A 17,714-nucleotide genomic window follows, 5' to 3' on the forward strand; every position below is an offset into this window, starting at 1 on the left:
CATGAAGACTGTGCTTTTCGACTACGGCAACGTCGTCTCCCTGCCCCAGGCCCCCGAGGACGTCGCCCGCCTGGCCTCGTACGTCACGGGGGCCGAGGCCGGGTTCGAGGACCGCTACTGGGAGGTGCGGCTCGACTTCGACCGCGGCTCGCTCGACCCGGCCGCGTACTGGTCCCACGTGTACGGCAGGCCGATGGGCGGCGCGGGCCTGGACGAGGTCGTCGCCCTCGACGTGGCGAGCTGGTCGCGGCCCAACGAGGAGACGGTGGCGATCGTCGACGAGCTGGCCAAGGTCGGGGTGCCGATGGCGCTGCTGTCCAACATGCCGGTCTGCGTCGCCGAGGGCATCGACGCCCTGCCGTTCATGCGGCCGATCGGACCACGCTTCTACAGCGGCCGGATGGGCCTGGTGAAGCCCGAGGCGGAGATCTTCCACGAGACCGTGGCCTGGCTCGGGGTCGCTCCCGGCGACCTCGTCTTCGTGGACGACCGGCTGGAGAACGTCGCGGCGGCCGAGCGGGCCGGGCTCGCCGCCGTCCACTTCCGCGACGCCGCCGCCCTACGCGAGGACCTGAAGTCGCTTCTCGGCTGAGCGCGTGGCCCCCCGTGCCCGGGGCGGAGGGGGCGCACTAGACCCCCCGCGTCAGGTGCCCGAACTCGCCGGAGGGCGGGAGCCGAGCGGCGACGCCTCGTCCGGGCGTTCGGGGGCGGGCGGCGCGACCTCCTGCGCGGCGAGCACGTTCGTCCTGATCGTGACGAAGGCGATGACCGCCGCGACGACCATCATGACCGCGCAGACCAGCATCGAGGTGTGGTACCCCCGGGTGAACGCGGCGGGCGACTCGTAGGCGTCGCCCGTCAGCCCCACGAGCGGCGGCACGGCGGCGACGGCCAGCAGGCCGCCCGTCCTGGCCAGGGCGTTGTTGACCCCGCTCGCGACACCCGCGTACCGCTCCTCCGCCGTGGCGAGCACGGTCGCGGTGAGCGGGGCGACGGCGGCGGACAGCCCGAGCCCGAACACGCACGCCGCGGGCAGCACGTCGGCCAGGTAGGACGTGCCCGGGCCGATGCGGCTCATGAGCAGCAGCCCGGCCGCACACAGCAGGATGCCTCCCGTCATGGGGAGGCGCGGGCCGATCCTCCTCGCCAGCTCGCCGGCCCGGGACGACAGCAGCAGCATGAGGATCGTGACCGGGAGCATCGCCGACCCGGCCGCGATGGGAGACAGCCCGGCCGACACCTGGAGCTGGACGACCAGCAGGAAGAACACCAGCCCCATCGCCGCGTACATGACCAGCGTGACGACGTTGACCGCGGTGAACTCCCGCGAGGCGAAGACCCCCACGGGGACGAGCGACCGGGGGGAGCGCCGGATCTGCACCACCACGAAGCAGACGGACAGGATGATCCCGGCGGCCAGCGGCACCAGCCCGTCACCCGCCAGGATCAGGCCGTACGTCAGCCCGGCCAGCGCGGGCGCGGCGAGGACGGTCCCGAGCACGTCGAAGCGGCCGTGCGGCCCGGTGTCTCTGGTCTCGGGCACGTGCCGGGCGGCGACGCCGACCACGACGGCGGCGAGCGGCAGGTTGAGCAGGAACACCCACCGCCAGCCGGCCGCCTCGACCAGCCACCCGCCGAGCAGCGGGCCGACGGCGGCGGCCACGCCGCCCAGCCCCGACCAGGCGCCGACGGCGCGGGGCCGGTCGTCCGGCACATAGCTCGCCTGGATGATCGCGAGGCTGCCGGGGATCAGCAGGGCCGCCCCGATGCCCTGGAGGGCGCGGGCGAGCACGAGCACGGGGGCGTTCGGCGCGATCCCGCAGAGGGCGGAGGCCAGGGCGAACCACACCACCCCGACGACGAAGATCTTGCGCCGGCCGAGCCGGTCGCCCAGCGACCCGCCGAGCAGGATCAGCGCGGCCATCGTGAGCGTGTAGCCGTTCACGGTCCACTGGAGGCCGGACATCCCGGCGTCGAGGTCGCGGCCGAGGGCGGGGAGGGCCACGTTGACCACGGTGCCGTCGAGGGTCGCCAGGGACGACCCGAGGACCGTGGTGAGCAGCACCCAGCGGCCCGTCGCCGAGCGGAGTCGGATATGCCCGGATGTCATGCAGGCCATCATGCGCCATCCGGAGGCGTGGGCATGCCCCGGCATCGGGGGAATCGAACAGCGATTACACGATTACGATCGCTCACAGCGAACTGACGCAGAACAGGGAACAGGGACGGGCTCCTGTTAGTTGAGTCGGCATAACTCAACCCATTGGAGTGCTGATGTCCCAGGTCCTTCCCGTCCTCCCGCTCGACGACGAGGTAGTCCTGCCCGGCATGGTCGTTCCCTTCGACCTGTCGGACTCGGAGGTCCGCGCGGCCATCGACGCCGCCCGGGCCGGTGGAGAGAGCACGGTCCTGCTGGTGCCCCGCGTGGACGGCCGCTACGGCCCGGTGGGGGTGAGCGCCGTCGTGGAACAGGTCGGGCGGCTGCCGGGCGGCGAGCCCGCGGCCGTCGTGCGCGGCGTGCACCGCATGCGCGTCGGCACCGGCACCACCGGCCCCGGCGCGGCGCTGTGGGTCGAGGCGACGGTGCTGGAGCCGGTCGCCGCCGGGCCGAGAGCGGGAGAGCTGGCCAAGGAGTACAAGGCCCTGACCACCACGATCCTGCAGAAGCGGGGCGCGTGGCAGGTCGTCGACGCCGTCAACCAGATCACCGACCCTGCCGTCCTCGCCGACAGCTCGGGGTACGCCCCCTGGCTGACCATCCAGCAGAAGCTGCTGCTGCTGGAGATCGCCGACCCCGCGGAGCGTCTCGACAAGCTCGTCGGCTGGGCCCGCGACCACCTCGCCGAGATGGACGTCGCGGAGACCATCCGCAAGGACGTTCAGGAGGGCATGGAGAAGCAGCAGCGCGAGTTCCTGCTGCGCCAGCAGCTCGCCGCCGTACGCAAGGAACTGGGCGAGCTGAGCGGCGACCCCTCCGACGAGGAGGAGGACTACCGGGCCCGCATCGAGGCCGCCGACCTGCCCGAGAAGGTCAGGGAGGCGGCGCTCAAGGAGGTCGCCAAGCTGGAGCGGACCTCCGACCAGTCGCCCGAGACCGGCTGGATCCGCACCTGGCTCGACACGGTGCTGGACGTCCCGTGGAACGTCCACACGACCGACTCCTACGACATCGCGGGCGCCCGCGCGGTGCTCGACGCCGACCACACCGGCCTCGACGACGTGAAGGACCGCATCGTGGAGTACCTCGCGGTCCGCAAGCGCCGGGCCGACCAGGGACTCGGCGTGGTCGGCGGGCGCCGCAGCGGCGCCGTGCTCGCGCTGGCCGGCCCTCCCGGAGTCGGCAAGACATCGCTCGGCGAGTCGGTCGCCCGCGCCATGGGCCGGAAGTTCGTCCGGGTCGCCCTGGGCGGCGTGCGCGACGAGGCCGAGATCCGGGGCCACCGGCGCACGTACGTCGGGGCGCTGCCGGGCCGCATCGTCCGGGCGATCCGCGAGGCGGGCTCGATGAACCCCGTCGTGCTGCTCGACGAGATCGACAAGGTCGGCGCGGACTACCGGGGCGATCCCACGGCGGCGCTGCTGGAGGTGCTCGACCCGGCGCAGAACCACACCTTCCGCGACCACTATCTGGAGGTCGAGCTCGACCTCAGCGACGTGCTGTTCCTCGCGACGGCCAACGTCCTGGAGCAGGTGCCCGGCCCGCTGCTCGACCGGATGGAGCTCGTCACGCTGGACGGCTACACCGAGGACGAGAAGGTCGCCATCGCCCGCGACCACCTGCTGCCGCGCCAGCTGGAGAAGGCGGGCCTCACCCCGGCCGACGTGACGGTCGAGGAGGCGGCGCTGCGCCGCCTGGCGGGCGAGTACACCCGCGAGGCCGGCGTCCGCTCGCTGGAGCGGTCGATCGCCCGCGTCCTGCGCCGGGTGACGGCGAAGGTCGCCCTCGGCGAGACGGAGCTGCCGGTGACGGTCGCCCCCGGCGACCTGGTCGCCTACCTGGGCCGGCCGCGGCACGTGCCCGAGTCGTCCCTGCCGGAGGCCCGCCAGCGTACGGCGGTGCCGGGTGTGGCCACGGGCCTCGCGGTGACCGGCGCGGGCGGCGACGTCCTCTACGTGGAGGCGTCGCTGGCCGACCCGGAGACCGGGGCGACCGGCGTCACGCTCACCGGGCAGCTCGGCGACGTGATGAAGGAGTCGGCGCAGATCGCGCTGTCCTTCCTGCGGTCGCGCGGCGCGGAGCTGGAGCTGCCGGTCGGGTCGCTCCGGGACCGGTCGGTGCACATCCACGTGCCCGCGGGCGCGGTCCCGAAGGACGGCCCGTCGGCGGGCGTCACGATGACCACGGCCCTGGCCTCCCTGCTGTCGGGCCGCCCGGTCCGCGGCGACGTGGCGATGACCGGCGAGGTGTCCCTGACCGGCCGGGTGCTGCCGATCGGCGGGGTCAAGCAGAAGTTGCTGGCCGCCCACCGGGCCGGGGTCACCACCGTGCTCATCCCCGCGCGCAACGAGCCCGACCTGGACGACGTGCCGGCCGAGGTGCTGGCCGACCTCACCGTCCACGCGGTGAGCGACGTCCGCGAGGTCCTCGACCTGGCCCTGACCCCCGCGACGGTCACGCGGCAGGCCGTCGCCTAACCGGCATAAATGGACGAATCATCCGGTCGCTTGACCGGATGATTCGTTCGTGCTGTCATGGCCCCATGTTGTACGGCACACCGGCGCTGGAGGCCGAGGACGAGAAGGTGCTCGCCGAGATCGAGGAGATGCGGCGCGACCTGAAGTACCGGCTGGCCGAGGCGCACCGGTGGGACGGCCTGCTGCGGAGGCAGTTGCAGGCGCGGGCGATCCAGGGGTCGAACTCCATCGAGGGCTACCACGCCAGCGTCGAGGACATCGAGTCGATCATGTCGGGGGAGGACCCCCTGGAGACGTCGGCGGCCGTCGCCCGCGAGATCTCGGGGTACCAGCAGGCGCTCACCTACATCGGCACCCTCTCGCGGGCGTGGGCCTTCCGCTACGACGCCGGCCTGCTGCACGCGCTGAACTTCATGATGATCGGCCACCACATGAACAAGACCCCGGGCACGGTCCGGCCCGGCGGAATCTACGTGCGGAACTCGGCCACCGGCGAGGTGGTCTACGAGGGCCCGGACCACGAGCAGGTGCCCGGCCTGCTCGCGGAGCTGGTCGAGTGGCTCAACGAGGGCGATCTCGACGCCGCCGGCTACGTGCGCGCCGCGATGGCCCACCTCAACCTCGTCAAGATCCACCCGTGGCGGGACGGCAACGGGCGCGGGTCGCGGGCGCTGCAGACGCTCGTGCTCGGCCGCGACCAGATCACCACGCCGGAGTTCGCCTCGATCGAGGAGTGGCTGGGCGAGGGCCGCACCACCTACGAGTACTACGACGTACTCGGCCTGGTCGGGCGCAGCCGGTGGAGCCCGCATGGGGACACCCTTCCGTGGGTGAGATTCGTCCTGCGCTGCCACCACATGCAGGCCCAGCGGGTGGGGCGCCGGCTCGCGGAGGCCGGCGAGGTGTGGATGCTGCTGGAGGAGTGGACCGGGAAGCAGGGCCTGAACCCGCGCACGGTCTCGGCGCTCTACCAGGTGTTCGTCTCCCGGCGGCTGCGCCGCGGCATGTACCAGGCCGACGAGGGGCTGAGCCAGGGCCAGGCCGCCCGCGACCTGCGCGAGCTGACAGCCACCGGATGGCTCCAGCCGTACGGCGAGACGAAGGGCCGCTTCTACGCCCCGGGGCCGAGGATGACGGAGATCAAGGCCGCGTTCGCCGAGCGGGTCACGCCGCTGCGCGACCCCTACCGCACACTGGAGCGCTGAGCGGACGCCATCGGGAACTCGCGCCTACCGCACCGGTGGCGGAGCGAGTAACTTTCGGTCATGCACCCTGGGGCGATCGCGGCGGTGACGCCGGACAAGCCGGCGGTGATCATGGCGGGCTCCGGCCGTGTGATCACCTACCGGGAGCTCGACGAGGAGTCCAACCGTCTCGCGCACCTGCTGCGGGCCGCCGGCCTGCGTCCCGGCGACCACGTCGCCTTCATGCTGGAGAACCACCCGCTCTTTCTGGTGATCGCGTGGGCCGCGCACCGCTCCGGGCTGTACTACACGGCGATCAACTCCCACCTCCAGGCGGACGAACTGTCGTACATCGTCGACAACTGCGGGGCGCGGGTCTTCATCTCCTCGGCGCGGCTCGCCGAGGTCGCGAGCGCAGTCACCGAGGCCACGCCCCGCGTCGAGACGCGGCTCATGCTCGACGGCGTCGCCCCGGGCTTCGCGTCGTACGAGGAGGCCGTGGCCGGGCAGCCCGCGACGCCGGTCGAGGACGAGTGCCAGGGCATCGACATGCTCTACTCCTCCGGCACCACCGGCCGGCCCAAGGGGGTGAAGCCGCCGCTCAGCCTGGCGCCGCTGGACGCTCCCGGGGTCCTGTTCCGGCTGATCGGGCACATGTTCGCGCCGACGGCGGACAGTGTGTACCTCTCGCCCGCGCCGCTCTACCACGCCGCCCCGCTGCGCTACTGCCTGACCTTCCTGCGCCTCGGCGCGACCGTCGTCGTGATGGAGCGGTTCGACCCGGAGGAGGCGCTGGCGCTCGTCGAGCGGCACCGGGTCACCCACGCCCAGTGGGTGCCCACGATGTTCGTCAAGATGCTCAAGCTGCCGCGGGAGACGCGCGAGCGCTATGACCTGTCGTCGCTGCGCTGCGCCGTCCACTCCGCCGCGCCCTGCCCCGTCGAGGTCAAGGAACGGATGATGGAGTGGTGGGGCCCGATCATCCACGAGTACTACGCGGGGACGGAGAGCAACTGCTTCCTTTACGCCTCGCCGGAGGACTGGCTCACGCACCGGGGCACGGTCGGCCGCCCGCTGCTCGGGATCCCCCACGTCTGCGACGAGGACGGCGGCGAACTGCCGGCGGGTGAGCACGGCATCGTCTACTTCTCCGAGGGGCCGCGGTTCGAGTACCACGACGACCCGGAGAAGACCGCGTCGGCGCGGGACCCCCGAGGCCGCGGCTGGACCACGCTGGGAGACATCGGATACGTGGACGAGGACGGGTTCCTCTACCTCACCGACCGGCGCTCGTACATGATCATCTCTGGCGGTGTGAACATCTATCCGCAGGAGGCGGAGAACGTGCTGGCGGTGCACCCCAAGGTGGCCGACGTGGCCGTCTTCGGGGTGCCGGACCCGGAGATGGGCGAGCAGGTCAAGGCCGTCGTGCAGCCGCTCGACCCGGCGGAGGCCGGTCCCGCTCTGGAGGCGGAGCTCATCGCCTACTGCCGGGAGCGCCTGGCGCACTACAAGTGCCCGAAGTCGGTCGACTTCCGCGACGAACTGCCCCGCCACGCCAGCGGCAAGCTGTACAAGCGGCTGCTCAGGGACGAATACCGGCAGCGTACGGCCTGAGCCGTGAGCATCGGGCGGCCTCGCATAAAGTACGCGTAGGGCGCTTGGGGGACCCTGTAGCTGATCGCTTAGCGTGACCTTATCGCCGATGCGCCATCGTATTACCTGTACCGGCGGAGAGCCGGGATAACCGGCGGATCCATTGAGGGGGATGGCGATGAGCTCACCTGAGCACGGTCCCGGCAACGAGAACACCGATGTGCTCCCCGGCCACGGCTGGAGCCAGTTCGGCAGCACTCCGCCGCAGCACGGGCAGTACACCGGGGCCTACCAGTCGTACGGCTCGTACGGCGGCGGTCCTTATGACACGGCGCAGTTCCCGGCGCCTCCGGTGCGGAAGGGCACGTTGACCGCTCGCCAGAAGGCGGGCGCGGGTCTCGCTCTCGTGGCCGTGGCGCTGGGCGGCGGGGTCACCGGGGCCCTCGTCGCCAACAGTGTGAACGGCGACCGGCCGGTGATCGCGAGCCCGGTGGTCAGGGGGGTCTCCAACGCTTCCGGCAACACCATCGCGGCGGTGGCCAAGGCGATCATGCCCTCGGTCGTGTCGATCGAGGTGAAGACCAACGCGGGCGGGGGAGAGGGTTCCGGCGTCATCCTGTCCGCCGACGGCCTGATCCTGACCAACAACCACGTGGTGACGGCCGGCGGCGCGGGCGGCGGCACGGTGAGGGTCAAGTTCAGCGACGGCAAGACGGCGGACGCCGTCGTCAAGGGCACCGACCCCACCACCGACCTCGCGGTCATCCAGGCGCAGGGCGTCTCCGGGCTCACCCCCGCCTCGCTCGGCGACAGCGACAAGCTCCAGGTCGGCGACGCGGTGCTCGCGATCGGCAGCCCGCTCGGCCTGGAGGGTTCGGTCACCTCCGGCATCGTGAGCGCGCTCGACCGCACCCTGACCGAGAGCCCGGAGGAGCAGCAGCAGCCGCAGCTCCCCTGGGGAATGGGACAGCAGGAACCGCAGCAGCAGAGCCAGGGCACCACGATCGGCGGCATGATCCAGACGGACGCCGCCATCAACCCCGGCAACTCGGGCGGCGCGCTGGTCAACGCGGCCGGCGAGGTCGTCGGCGTCAACACCGCGATCGCCACCTCGGGCTCCAGCTCCGGCAACATCGGCGTCGGCTTCGCGATCCCCATCAACACCGCGAAGCTGGTCTCCGAGCAGCTGATCAAGACGGGCAAGGCGACCCACGCGTACTTCGGTGTGAGCGTGGCCGACTCGGTCGGCGGCGCGCCCGGCGCGGTGGTCAGCTCGATCACGGCGGGCAGCCCCGCGGAGAAGGCCGGCCTCAAGGAGGGCGACCTGATCACCAAGATCAACGACAAGATGGTGGACAGCGCGGAGGCGCTCGTCGGCGTCATCCGCAGCTCCCGCCCCGGCGACAAGGTGACCGTCACCTTCACCCGCGACGGCAAGGAGAACACCATCACCACCGCGCTCGCCGAGCAGGCGCCGACGAACTGACGGCGTCCACGATCGTCGCCGGCGGGCCTCCGGGGGGACGGCCCGCCGGCGATCGGCGTTCAGGCGTGGCGCCGGGTCAGCGCCTCCGACTCCCACAGGTCGCGGTAGTAGCCGGGCACGCCGACGAGGTCGGCGTGGGAGCCGCGCTGGGTGACCCGGCCGCCCTCCAGCACCACGATCTCGTCGACCTGCTCCAGGCCGCGCAGCCGGTGGGTGACCAGCAGCGTGGTGCAGCCCCGGGTGGCGTCCAGCAGGTCGGCCGTCAGCAGGTCGGCCGTCTCCTCGTCCAGCGCCTCGGCCGGTTCGTCCAGCAGCAGCACGGGCGGGTCGTACAGCAGGGCCCGGGCCAGCGCCAGCCGCTGAAGCTGGCCGCCGGAGACCGTGCGGCCGTCCTCGCCGAGCACCGTGTCCCACCCGGTGCGCCCCGCCCACGCGTCCAGGCGGGCCCGCCGTACGGCCGCCTCGATCTCGCCGGTGGAGGCGCGCGGCCCGGCGAGGCGCAGGTTGTCCAGGAACGAGGCCTGGAACACGTACGGGTCCTGGGTGAGGCCGGTGACGCGGGCCCGCACGTCGTCGGACGACAGGCGGCGCACGTCCGTCCCGTTGAGGCGGATCGTCCCCGACTCGATCTCCACCGTGCGCATCAGCGCGGACAGCAGCGTGCTCTTCCCGGCGCCGCTCGGCCCGACCACCGCGACCCGGCGGCCCGGCGTCAACGTCAGGTTCACACCGTTCAGCGCGGGCTCGCGCCCGCCGTGCCGCACCACCAGGTCCTCCACCTCGACCGTCAGCGGCGGCTCCGGGGGCGGCGCCGGCTCGTCCGGCTCGCGGACCGCCGGGGGCGTGGCGGCCGTCTCCCGCAGTCTGCGCAGCGCCGCGAGCACCGCGGCGAACCGCTCGCCCGCCGCGCCCAGCGCGAGCGCGGGCTCGAAGGCCACCAGCGAGGTCAGGGCGAGCACGGCCGTCGCGACCCGGTCCAGCCCGGCGCCCTGGGCCACCCAGACCACCGCCGCGACCGTCAGCCCCTGGGCCAGCACGCCGATCCCGAGCGCCGCCGCGTTGATCCGGGCCTGGCCCCGTTCCAGGCGGGTGAGCCGGCTGTCGGCGTCCATCGCGGCCGACAGGGCCTCGTCCCGCGCGCCGTACGCCGCGAGGTCGGCCGCGCCGTGCACCAGGTCGGCCACCCGGGCGGCGAGGTCGGCGCGGGCCGGGGCGATCCGCGCCGACCAGCGCCGGGCGGCGGCGGCAGTGCCGGCCGGCAGGGCCAATCCGGCGGCGAGCAGGCCGGCGGCGAGCACCGGCGCGGCGACCGGCAGCAGGAAGCCCGCGATCACGACGGCGGTGAGCCCGGTGACCAGGGCCGCGACGGCCGGGAGCAGGCACCGCACGAGCAGGTCCTGCACGGCGTCGGTGTCGTCCACCATGCGGCTGAGCAGGTCGGCGCCGCGCTGCGGCAGCGGCCCGGCGGGGATCAGCGCCCGGTAGAGACGTTCGCGGGTGCCCGCCTGGGCCCGCAGTGCGACGTCGTGCCCGGCCAGCCGCTCGCCGTAGCGGAAGATCCCCCGGGTGGTGGCGAACGCCCGCACCGCCACGATGGCGACCGACAGCGCCGCCAGCGGCGGCTGCTCGGCCGCCCTGGTGATCAGCCAGGCGGCCGACGCGATGAGCGCCACCCCCGCGAGGTCGGCGGCCGACCCGGCCAGCGCGGCGAGCACCAGCCGCCGCCGCGTCCCGGCGACGGCGACCACGGACAGCGGTGAGGGGCCTGTTGCCTTCGTGCGGCTCATCCCGCCTCCTCGCCCTCGCCTCGATCCACCGGTCCTCGCACGTCCCCTGGGCCGCCGGTTCCGTGCCCGGCCCGGTCGCGCCCCGCACGCGGGCGGGCGAGAGCGGCCTCACCGAGCGGGCCGTTCTCCCGCCCGTCGTACGCGGGCTGGCCCGCGGGGGTGACGAGGGCGCCGCCGTCGAGGCGGACGACCCGGTCGGCAAGCTCGATCATCGCGGGGCGGTGCGCGACGATGATCGCCGTACGGTCCCGCGCCAGCCCTCGCGTGGCCGCCACGACGGCCGCCTCGCTCCTGCCGTCGAGCCGGGCCGTGGGCTCGTCCAGCAGCAGCACCTCGGTCCCGGCGCGGCAGAAGGCCCGGGCCAGCGCGACCCGCTGGCGCTGGCCCGCCGACAGGTTCGCCCCCCGCTCGCCGAGCGGGGTGTCGTACCCCTGGGGCAGGGCCTCGGCGAACTCCGCCACCTGGGCCGCCTCGGCGGCGGCCCGGATCTCCCCGGCCGTGGCGGCCGAGCCGAGCGCGATGTTGCGGGCCACCGACGTCGCGAACAGGTGCGGGCGCTGCGGCACGAACGCGAGCCGCCGCCGCCACTCGCCGAGGTCGAGGCTCGCGAGGTCCTCCCCGCCGACCAGCACCCGCCCCTCGTCTGGGGTCAGGAAGCCGAGCAGCAGGTGCAGCAGCGTGCTCTTCCCCGCACCGCTCGGGCCCGCGATCGCCACCCGCTCGCCCGGCTCGACCACCAGCGTGACCCGGTCGAGCGCCGCCTCGGCCCGTCCCGGATAGCGCACGGTGACGTTCTCCAGGCGGATCTCCGGGGGCTCGGGCCCGCCGGGCGGAGCGGCGCCCCTCGCCCGCGTCGTCCCGGCGGACGCGGCGCGTTTCGTACGCTTCCGCTGCGGCGCGGTGTGTTCCGCCGGCGCCGGGGGTGTCCCGGCAGGCGCGTCCTCCCGTACGGCTTCGTGACCGGTTCCGGGGCCGGTTTCGCGGCCGGTTTCGTCGGTCGCGCCGGTCGTCGCGGGGGGCGTGATGACGGCGAACGCCTCGTCGGCGGCGGCGACGCCCTCCATCGCGGCGTGGAACCGGGTGCCCATCGCTCGCAGCGGCAGGTACGCCTCCGGCGCCAGCAGCAGCACGAGCAGCGCCGTGTGCAGGTCGAGCGAGCCCGACAGCAGTCGCAGGCCCACGGGCACCGCCACCAGGGCGAGCGACAGCGAGGCCACGAGTTCGAGCACCAGCGACGACAGGAAGGCCACCCGCAGCGTGCGCATGGTCGCGGCGCGGTGCGCCTCGGCCACCTCGCGGATCACCGACGCCTGGTAGCGGGCCCGGCCGAAGGCCCGCAGTGTCGGCAGGCCGCGCACCACGTCGAGGAAGTGTCCGCCGAGGCGGGCCAGGGCGCGCCACTGGCGTTCGGTCACCGCTCTGGTGGTCCAGCCGACGAGCGCCCCGAAGACCGGGATCAGCGGCAGCGTGAGCACCACGATCACCGCCGTGGCGAGATCGGCGGCGAACAGCCGCACCACGACCGCGAACGGCACGACCCCGGCCACGGCGGCCGACGGGAGATAGCCCGTCAGGTACGGATCGAGCGCGTCGAGCCCCCGCCCCGCGAGCGTCACCACCTCACCCGACCGGTACGACGGCCCGAGATCGTCGACGCGCCCCAGCAGCAGCCGCCGCAGGGCCGACTTCAGCGCGGTGGCCGCCCGCCCCGCGAGAACCCCCTGTGCCCAGCCGAACAGCCCGCGCGCCGCGACCACCAGCGCCAGGGGGAACAGCGCGGCGACGGCGAAGCGGCCCGACAGCACCCCGGCGAGCAGTTCCGCCTGCACGAGCACGAGCAGACCGGCCGCCACCGCCGCCGCCAGGCAGCAGGCGAGGTGGCGGCGGACGCTCCGCTCGGCGCGGGCCAGTCGCAGGAGATCCTTGTGCAACGGTCACCCATCCAGAAGAACGTCGGCCTAGAAGAACGTCGGCCCTAGAAGAACGTCGGCAGGGCGCCCTTTGAGAAGGTGCGCCACACCCATACTTGCGCGCCCACGAGGAACGGGACGAACGGCACCACCATGACACCCAGCACGGTCAGTGTCTGATCCGGGGCGGCGTCGCCGAGCATCCGCCCGGCCGCCCCCGCCACGACCAGCACGGCGGGGAGCGCGGCGGCGCAGGCCGACAGCAGCAGCGCACCGCCCCGGGCGCCGTCGAGCCGCCAGGCCGCGAACGTCCGCCCGTGCCAGGCGAGCAGCGCCAGCAGCGCGACGCCTCCCGCCAGGCCGAGCGGGTCGAGGGGCGAGTCGGGCAGGCCGCGTGCGACGGCGGTCAGTGCCGCGCCCCAGCCGAGGGCCAGCCCGGCGGAACCCGCGCACACCGCGCCGTCCCACACCAGCCGCCAGCGCGCGCCGTCGGCCCTGCGCCGGAACCACAGCCCGGCGTCACGCACGATCCAGGCCAGCAGCACGACGACGACCAGAGGATAGAGGCCACTCAGGACCGTGCCCTCCAGCGCCGGGAACGCGCCGAACAGCACTCCGGCGAGCGCGAGCAGCCACACCTCGTTGGCGAGCACGAACGGGGCCATCGCGCCGACGAGACGGTCCCGCGCGGCGGGGGAGCGCCCGAGAACGGGCAGCAGCACCCCGAGGCCGATGTCGAAGCCCTCCAGGGCGAAGTAACCGGCCAGCAGGACGGCGAACGTCGTGAACCAGACAATCTCCATGTGCGGGGTCCTCAGAACGAGTGGGCGGGGGTGGGAGCGGGGTCGGCGGACTGGTCGGGCGCGCCGAGGGCGACCTCCCCGGGGCCCCGCCGTACGGCGCGGATGATCAGGGTCCAGTCCACGACGGCGAGCAGCCCGAGCACGCCGGCGAACGCGGCGAAGGAGGCCGTGATCGCCGCCGGGGTCAGTCCCGGGGTGAGGGCGTCGGCCACGGTGAGCTTGCCGTACACCAGCCAGGGCTGGCGGCCCACCTCGCGGGTGAGCCAGCCGGCGATCACCAGGACGAACGGGGCCGGGGCGATGACCATCAGCACCGGGTGCGTCCAGCGCCAGCGGGCCAGCAGGTCGCGGAACAGCAGCGGCACCAGGCACCACACGACCAGCAGGACCAGCTGGCCGAGGCCCATCATCAGGGCGATCCCCAGCCCCGGGACCACGCCCTTGAACTTGTCAGGCTGGATGGAGGACACCTTGTCGAACTGGGTGTAGCCGAACCAGACCGTGACGGACGACCCGACGAACGCGGCGAGCATGCCGATGCGCAGCGAGCGTGTGAAGAACTCCCGCTCGGCGGTGCGCCGGAACAGGTGATAGGCGCTGGCGCCCGCGACGACGGACCCGCCGGCCCACACTCCCGCGCCCAGCACGTGGGGGAGGGCGGCGACGAGGCTGGGATTGGTGAACAGCGCGCCGAAGTCGCGCAGCACCAGTCGCCCGCCCTCCTCCACCGCGGCCGCCGGGTGCTGCAGGAACGAGTTGGCGACCATGATGAACAGGGCCGAGGCGTACGCCGTCAGGGTCACCAGCCAGATGCAGGCCACGTGGAGCCCGCGCGGCAGGCGGTGCCACCCGAAGATCCACAACCCCAGGAACGTGGACTCCAGGAAGAAGGCGAGCAGCGTCTCCAGGGCGAGTGGCGTGCCGAACACGTCGCCCGCGTAGGACGTCAGCCCGCTCCAGTTCAGGCCGAACTGGAACTCCATCACCAGGCCCGTGAAGATGCCGAGCGCGTAGTTGATCACATAGATCTGTCCCCAGAAGCGGGTCATCCGCTCGTACAGGGGGTTTCCGCTGATGACGAGGCGGGTGTGCATGATCGCCACCAGGGGGGCCAGCCCGAGTGTCAGCACGACGAACAGGAAATGGAGATTTCCCGTCACGGCGAACTGCAGCCGGGCGAGGTCGACGACATCCATGATTCTCCCAGGGGGGAAGCGTAGGCAGCCTACATATAGACAGCCTACATATAGACTGAGGGCGTGACGAACCTGGATAGGCTGCGATCGTGAACGCCGACGCGCTCCGGGGCCACATGGACGCCCTGCTGCTCTCCGTGCTGGAGCGCGAGCCGCTGCACGGCTACGCGATCATCGAGGCGCTGCGCGAGCGCAGCGGCGGCGCGCTCGACGTGCCCACCGGGACGGTCTATCCCGCGCTGCGGCGCCTGGAGCGGGCCGGGCTGCTCGCCGGGGAGTGGGCCGCCGACGGCGGGCGCAGGCGGCGGACCTACCGGCTCACCGACCTGGGGCGCAGAGCGCTCGCGGGGGAACGGTCGGCCTGGCGGTCGTTCACCAGCGCGATAGGAAGCGTTCTCGATCCCCTCCGCTAGGCCTCGTCTTCCCGGGCGTCTCCCCGGGCGCGGTGACCGCCGTGGTGCAGCGCAGGCAGCGGGCCGCGCTGAACAGCGCGGATCCGGCGAGCAGATAACTGAGGGCGGACACGGCCACCCCGGGCGGGTAGGTCGTGAACCCCACCGGGCCCCGGGCGGCCGCCGCCAGCGTCAGGCCCATCGCCGCGACCAGCGGCGTCTGCACCCAGACGAACAGTCCCAGCCGCCGGGTGACCAGCGCGGGGCGGCGGATCCGCCGCAGGCCGCGGCCGAGCGCGAGCAGCGTGAGCCCGCCCACGACTCCCACGCCGAGCTGCAGCAGGTCGACCGCCTTGGCCAGGAACCCGAACCAGTTGGGCTTGACCTGCTCGATCCGCGCGGCCTCGGGGAAGACGCGCCAGATCACCGCCCACAGGAACGCGGTCAGCGGCACGCTCAGGAACAGCAGCGCCGCAGTGCGCCTGCCCTGGCTCACCGCGAGCTCCCGCTGGAAACCGGGCGCGATCTCGTCCACCGTGCCGAAGTCGGCGATCGCCCGCCGCTCGGCCTCGGCCCGGGGCAGGCCCTCGGCCTCGTAGGCCTCGGCGGCGTCCAGCAGGCCGTCGCGCGCCTCGGCCAGCAGGTCGCGCCGCGCGCCGTACGGCCCGCGCAGCGCACACCGCAGCGCCGCGACGTACTCGTCGATCACACCTGCCCCCGCCATGGACTCCCTCCCCGGCCAGGGCCAGCGTACGGTCCGGGCGGCCGGGGCGCATCAGGGCGATCCCTGACCCCGCCGATCCGCCGGCCGTCCTGGGCGAAGGTCCCTGACCGCGGGGACCTGCGCCACCCCCGTGCGAGCCGTACGGCACTGCCGCCGGCCCGCCGCGCCACGATCTCCTTGAGATGTGGCAACAACCGGGAAAGAAGAGCACCTGATTGAGCAAAACGGCGGAACGGCACCACTCCGGTCCACCGATACCCTGTCCTCAGACCGGGCCGCGTTCCAAAACATGGCCTGTTCCCCGTGGGGCGCGAGGGGCAGAGGGGCTTTGTGGGTACGAGGATGCTCGTGGACCCCTGTCTTCTGACTGTTTCGCCGCGGCAACGTGCCGTTAACCCCGGTGGGCGAGACTGAGAGCGGAGAGCGAGGCGGGACGTGAACCAGCCGAAGATCGTGGTGGGAATCAACGGGTCGATGGCGTCGCAGGCCGCACTTCGGTGGGCCGCCGCCGAGGGTTCGCTGCGCGGCGCGGTGGTGGAGGCGGTGTACGCCTGGGAGTGGACGGGCGGGCTGCACGCGCACTACGCGCCGATCGCGGGCCGCACCTCCCGGGAGGAGGAACGCCGGGCCGCCCTGGACATCGCCGGGCAGGCGGTCGCCGAGCTTGGCGAGCGCCACGTCGAGCCCGTCGTCGTGGAGGGCCCCCCGGCACAGGTCCTGCTCCGCGCGACGGACGGCGCCGACCTGCTGGTGCTGGGCGCCCACGAGGCCGAGTCCGAGCCCTACCCCGTGCTCAACCCCGTCGTCTCCGCCTGTCTGCTGCGGGCCAGGTGCCCGGTCGTCGTCGTGCTGCCCGGCATGGAGCACGACCGTCGTCCCGGGATGCTCGCCGGCAGCCGCTCCTGAGCTGCTCCTGATCCGGCCGGGGCCGGACGTCCTCCCCGTTTCGGGACTTTCCGCCCTGCCCGGCCGTACGGCTCCGGGGCAGCCTGGGGACATGGATGCTGACAGGCAGCAGGGGACCAGCCAGGAGACCGGCCGTCGGATCGGCCGGGAAACCAGCCAGGAGACCGGCGAGGAGATCGGCCGGGGGATCGTCGTCGGATACGACGGCTCCGACTACGCCATGCAGGCGCTCGACTGGGCGATGGACGAGGCCGAGTTCCGCCGGGCTCCCATCACCGTGTGCCACGCCTGGCAGTCGCCGTACGCCCAGGGCGACGAGGAGGCGCGCAAGTCGCTGCACCACGCGGCCGAGCACGTGCTGTGGCACGGCGCCGAGTGCGCGCGCCAGTGCACGAGCGGCGTCCGCGTGCGGGAGGACCTGTTCGAGGGCCCGGCCACCGAGCGGCTCGTCGAGCTGTCGGATGCCGCCGGTCTCGTCGTGGTGGGGTCGCGGGGCCTGAGCGGACCGGCCCGCCGTGTGATGGGATCGGTCGCCGGGCACGTCGCCACGCACGCGCGCTGTCCCGTGATCGTGGTGCGTGGCGTGGGATCGCTGCCGCATCCGCGCCATCCCGGCCCGATCGTCGCGGGCGTCGGGGGCGGCGACGACCACGTCCTCGCCTTCGCCTACCGTGAGGCCGCCCTGCGCGGACTGTCGGTGATCGCGGTGCACGCCATGCGCCACCCGGCCGCCGCCTGGAGCGCGGGCATGGCGCCCATGGTGATGGCCGACGTCCCCGGACGGGAGGCGGTCGAGCTGCTGGAAGCCGCCGTACGGCCCTGGCGGGAGCGGTACCCGCACGTGGAGACGGTGCTCCAGCCCGTCGGAGGCCCGGTGCTCGACGTGCTGGCCGACACCTCTTCCGGCGCGACGATGCTGGTCGTCGGCGCGACCCGGGAGAAGAGCGTGCTCGCGAGGCTCGGGTCGGTCACCCGGCCGCTGATCGACGCCGTCACCTGTCCGGTGGCGGTCGTCCATCCCTGACCCGCCCGCCACCGCGCGCCCCTCGACCCGCCCGAACCGGTGCGGCCGGGCCTGTCCGGTGGACCGATCCC

Annotated in this window: 14 protein-coding genes; 8 read left to right on the plus strand and 6 right to left on the minus strand. The window is 73.3% G+C overall.

Annotation, left to right across the window (positions count from 1 at the left end; genetic code table 11):
* The first annotated feature begins 1 nt into the window (after window position 1).
* Complete coding sequence (locus F5972_RS18905) at window positions 2–592, plus strand: HAD-IA family hydrolase (RefSeq protein WP_150934869.1); 591 nt, start codon at window positions 2–4, stop codon at window positions 590–592.
* A 51-nt stretch (window positions 593–643) separates the two neighbouring features.
* Here the strand turns inward: F5972_RS18905 and F5972_RS18910 are convergent, their stop codons facing one another.
* Window positions 644–2,110: an MFS transporter gene (locus tag F5972_RS18910; RefSeq protein WP_225311629.1), complete on the minus strand. Its 1,467-nt coding sequence runs from the start codon at window positions 2,108–2,110 to the stop codon at window positions 644–646.
* A gap of 164 nt (window positions 2,111–2,274) precedes the next feature.
* On the opposite strand from F5972_RS18910, the gene lon reads away from it, so the two are divergent.
* The 4 genes from lon to F5972_RS18930 all read left to right on the plus strand — a co-directional run bounded on the left by lon (window position 2,275) and on the right by F5972_RS18930 (window position 8,901).
* Window positions 2,275–4,635 (plus strand): endopeptidase La, encoded by a 2,361-nt coding sequence (lon, locus tag F5972_RS18915; RefSeq protein WP_150934870.1) that lies wholly within the window; start codon window positions 2,275–2,277, stop codon window positions 4,633–4,635.
* A 65-nt stretch (window positions 4,636–4,700) separates the two neighbouring features.
* A complete protein-coding gene (locus F5972_RS18920; protein ID WP_150934871.1) occupies window positions 4,701–5,840 on the plus strand; it encodes a Fic family protein in 1,140 nt (379 codons plus the stop codon).
* 60 nt (window positions 5,841–5,900) lie between these two features.
* A complete protein-coding gene (locus tag F5972_RS18925; RefSeq protein ID WP_150934872.1) occupies window positions 5,901–7,436 on the plus strand; it encodes an acyl-CoA synthetase in 1,536 nt (511 codons plus the stop codon).
* Between the two features lie 157 nt (window positions 7,437–7,593).
* Window positions 7,594–8,901: a S1C family serine protease gene (locus F5972_RS18930; protein WP_150934873.1), complete on the plus strand. Its 1,308-nt coding sequence runs from the start codon at window positions 7,594–7,596 to the stop codon at window positions 8,899–8,901.
* A 59-nt stretch (window positions 8,902–8,960) separates the two neighbouring features.
* On the opposite strand, the gene cydC is transcribed toward F5972_RS18930, so the two are convergent.
* Genes cydC through F5972_RS18950 form a run of 4 tightly spaced genes read right to left on the minus strand, consistent with a single transcriptional unit; the run spans window position 8,961 to window position 14,597 of the window.
* The gene (cydC, locus tag F5972_RS18935; protein WP_150934874.1) at window positions 8,961–10,688 is read right to left on the minus strand and encodes a thiol reductant ABC exporter subunit CydC; all 1,728 of its coding nucleotides are present in this window, start codon (window positions 10,686–10,688) and stop codon (window positions 8,961–8,963) included.
* The gene (gene cydD, locus F5972_RS18940; protein ID WP_150934875.1) at window positions 10,685–12,619 is read right to left on the minus strand and encodes a thiol reductant ABC exporter subunit CydD; all 1,935 of its coding nucleotides are present in this window, start codon (window positions 12,617–12,619) and stop codon (window positions 10,685–10,687) included. Before cydD ends, cydC begins: the two co-directional genes overlap by 4 nt.
* 44 nt (window positions 12,620–12,663) lie before the next feature.
* Window positions 12,664–13,401, minus strand: a complete 738-nt coding sequence (locus F5972_RS18945) for a cytochrome d ubiquinol oxidase subunit II (protein WP_150934876.1) — start codon at window positions 13,399–13,401, stop codon at window positions 12,664–12,666.
* 11 nt (window positions 13,402–13,412) lie between these two features.
* The gene (locus tag F5972_RS18950; RefSeq protein ID WP_150934877.1) at window positions 13,413–14,597 is read right to left on the minus strand and encodes a cytochrome ubiquinol oxidase subunit I; all 1,185 of its coding nucleotides are present in this window, start codon (window positions 14,595–14,597) and stop codon (window positions 13,413–13,415) included.
* An 89-nt stretch (window positions 14,598–14,686) separates the two neighbouring features.
* Between F5972_RS18950 and F5972_RS18955 the strand changes: the two genes are divergently transcribed.
* On the plus strand, window positions 14,687–15,010 hold the full coding sequence (locus tag F5972_RS18955; RefSeq protein WP_150934878.1) for a PadR family transcriptional regulator: 324 nt from the start codon (window positions 14,687–14,689) through the stop codon (window positions 15,008–15,010).
* On the opposite strand, the gene F5972_RS18960 is transcribed toward F5972_RS18955, so the two are convergent.
* Window positions 14,970–15,713: a permease prefix domain 1-containing protein gene (locus tag F5972_RS18960; RefSeq protein WP_150934879.1), complete on the minus strand. Its 744-nt coding sequence runs from the start codon at window positions 15,711–15,713 to the stop codon at window positions 14,970–14,972. The two genes, F5972_RS18955 and F5972_RS18960, sit on opposite strands and share 41 nt — an antisense overlap.
* Window positions 15,714–16,148: 435 nt before the next feature.
* Between F5972_RS18960 and F5972_RS18965 the strand changes: the two genes are divergently transcribed.
* Both F5972_RS18965 and F5972_RS18970 read left to right on the plus strand, forming a co-directional pair.
* A complete protein-coding gene (locus tag F5972_RS18965; RefSeq protein ID WP_150934880.1) occupies window positions 16,149–16,619 on the plus strand; it encodes a universal stress protein in 471 nt (156 codons plus the stop codon).
* Between the two features lie 91 nt (window positions 16,620–16,710).
* Complete coding sequence (locus F5972_RS18970; protein WP_150934881.1) at window positions 16,711–17,643, plus strand: universal stress protein; 933 nt, start codon at window positions 16,711–16,713, stop codon at window positions 17,641–17,643.
* Window positions 17,644–17,714: the final 71 nt, after the last annotated feature.

This window comes from Microbispora cellulosiformans (assembly GCF_008728085.1).
Taxonomy (GTDB): Bacteria; Actinomycetota; Actinomycetes; order Streptosporangiales; family Streptosporangiaceae; genus Microbispora; species Microbispora amethystogenes.

Bases quoted from the DNA above. Each gene is read 5' to 3' on its own strand.
- F5972_RS18905 (WP_150934869.1), top strand. From the start codon at position 2: ATGAAGACTGTGCTTTTCGACTACGGCAACGTCGTCTCCCTGCCCCAG.
- F5972_RS18910 (WP_225311629.1), bottom strand. From the start codon at position 2,110: ATGACATCCGGGCATATCCGACTCCGCTCGGCGACGGGCCGCTGGGTG.
- lon (WP_150934870.1), top strand. From the start codon at position 2,275: ATGTCCCAGGTCCTTCCCGTCCTCCCGCTCGACGACGAGGTAGTCCTG.
- F5972_RS18920 (WP_150934871.1), top strand. From the start codon at position 4,701: ATGTTGTACGGCACACCGGCGCTGGAGGCCGAGGACGAGAAGGTGCTC.
- F5972_RS18925 (WP_150934872.1), top strand. From the start codon at position 5,901: ATGCACCCTGGGGCGATCGCGGCGGTGACGCCGGACAAGCCGGCGGTG.
- F5972_RS18930 (WP_150934873.1), top strand. From the start codon at position 7,594: ATGAGCTCACCTGAGCACGGTCCCGGCAACGAGAACACCGATGTGCTC.
- cydC (WP_150934874.1), bottom strand. From the start codon at position 10,688: ATGAGCCGCACGAAGGCAACAGGCCCCTCACCGCTGTCCGTGGTCGCC.
- F5972_RS18945 (WP_150934876.1), bottom strand. From the start codon at position 13,401: ATGGAGATTGTCTGGTTCACGACGTTCGCCGTCCTGCTGGCCGGTTAC.
- F5972_RS18950 (WP_150934877.1), bottom strand. From the start codon at position 14,597: ATGGATGTCGTCGACCTCGCCCGGCTGCAGTTCGCCGTGACGGGAAAT.
- F5972_RS18960 (WP_150934879.1), bottom strand. From the start codon at position 15,713: ATGGCGGGGGCAGGTGTGATCGACGAGTACGTCGCGGCGCTGCGGTGT.
- F5972_RS18970 (WP_150934881.1), top strand. From the start codon at position 16,711: ATGGATGCTGACAGGCAGCAGGGGACCAGCCAGGAGACCGGCCGTCGG.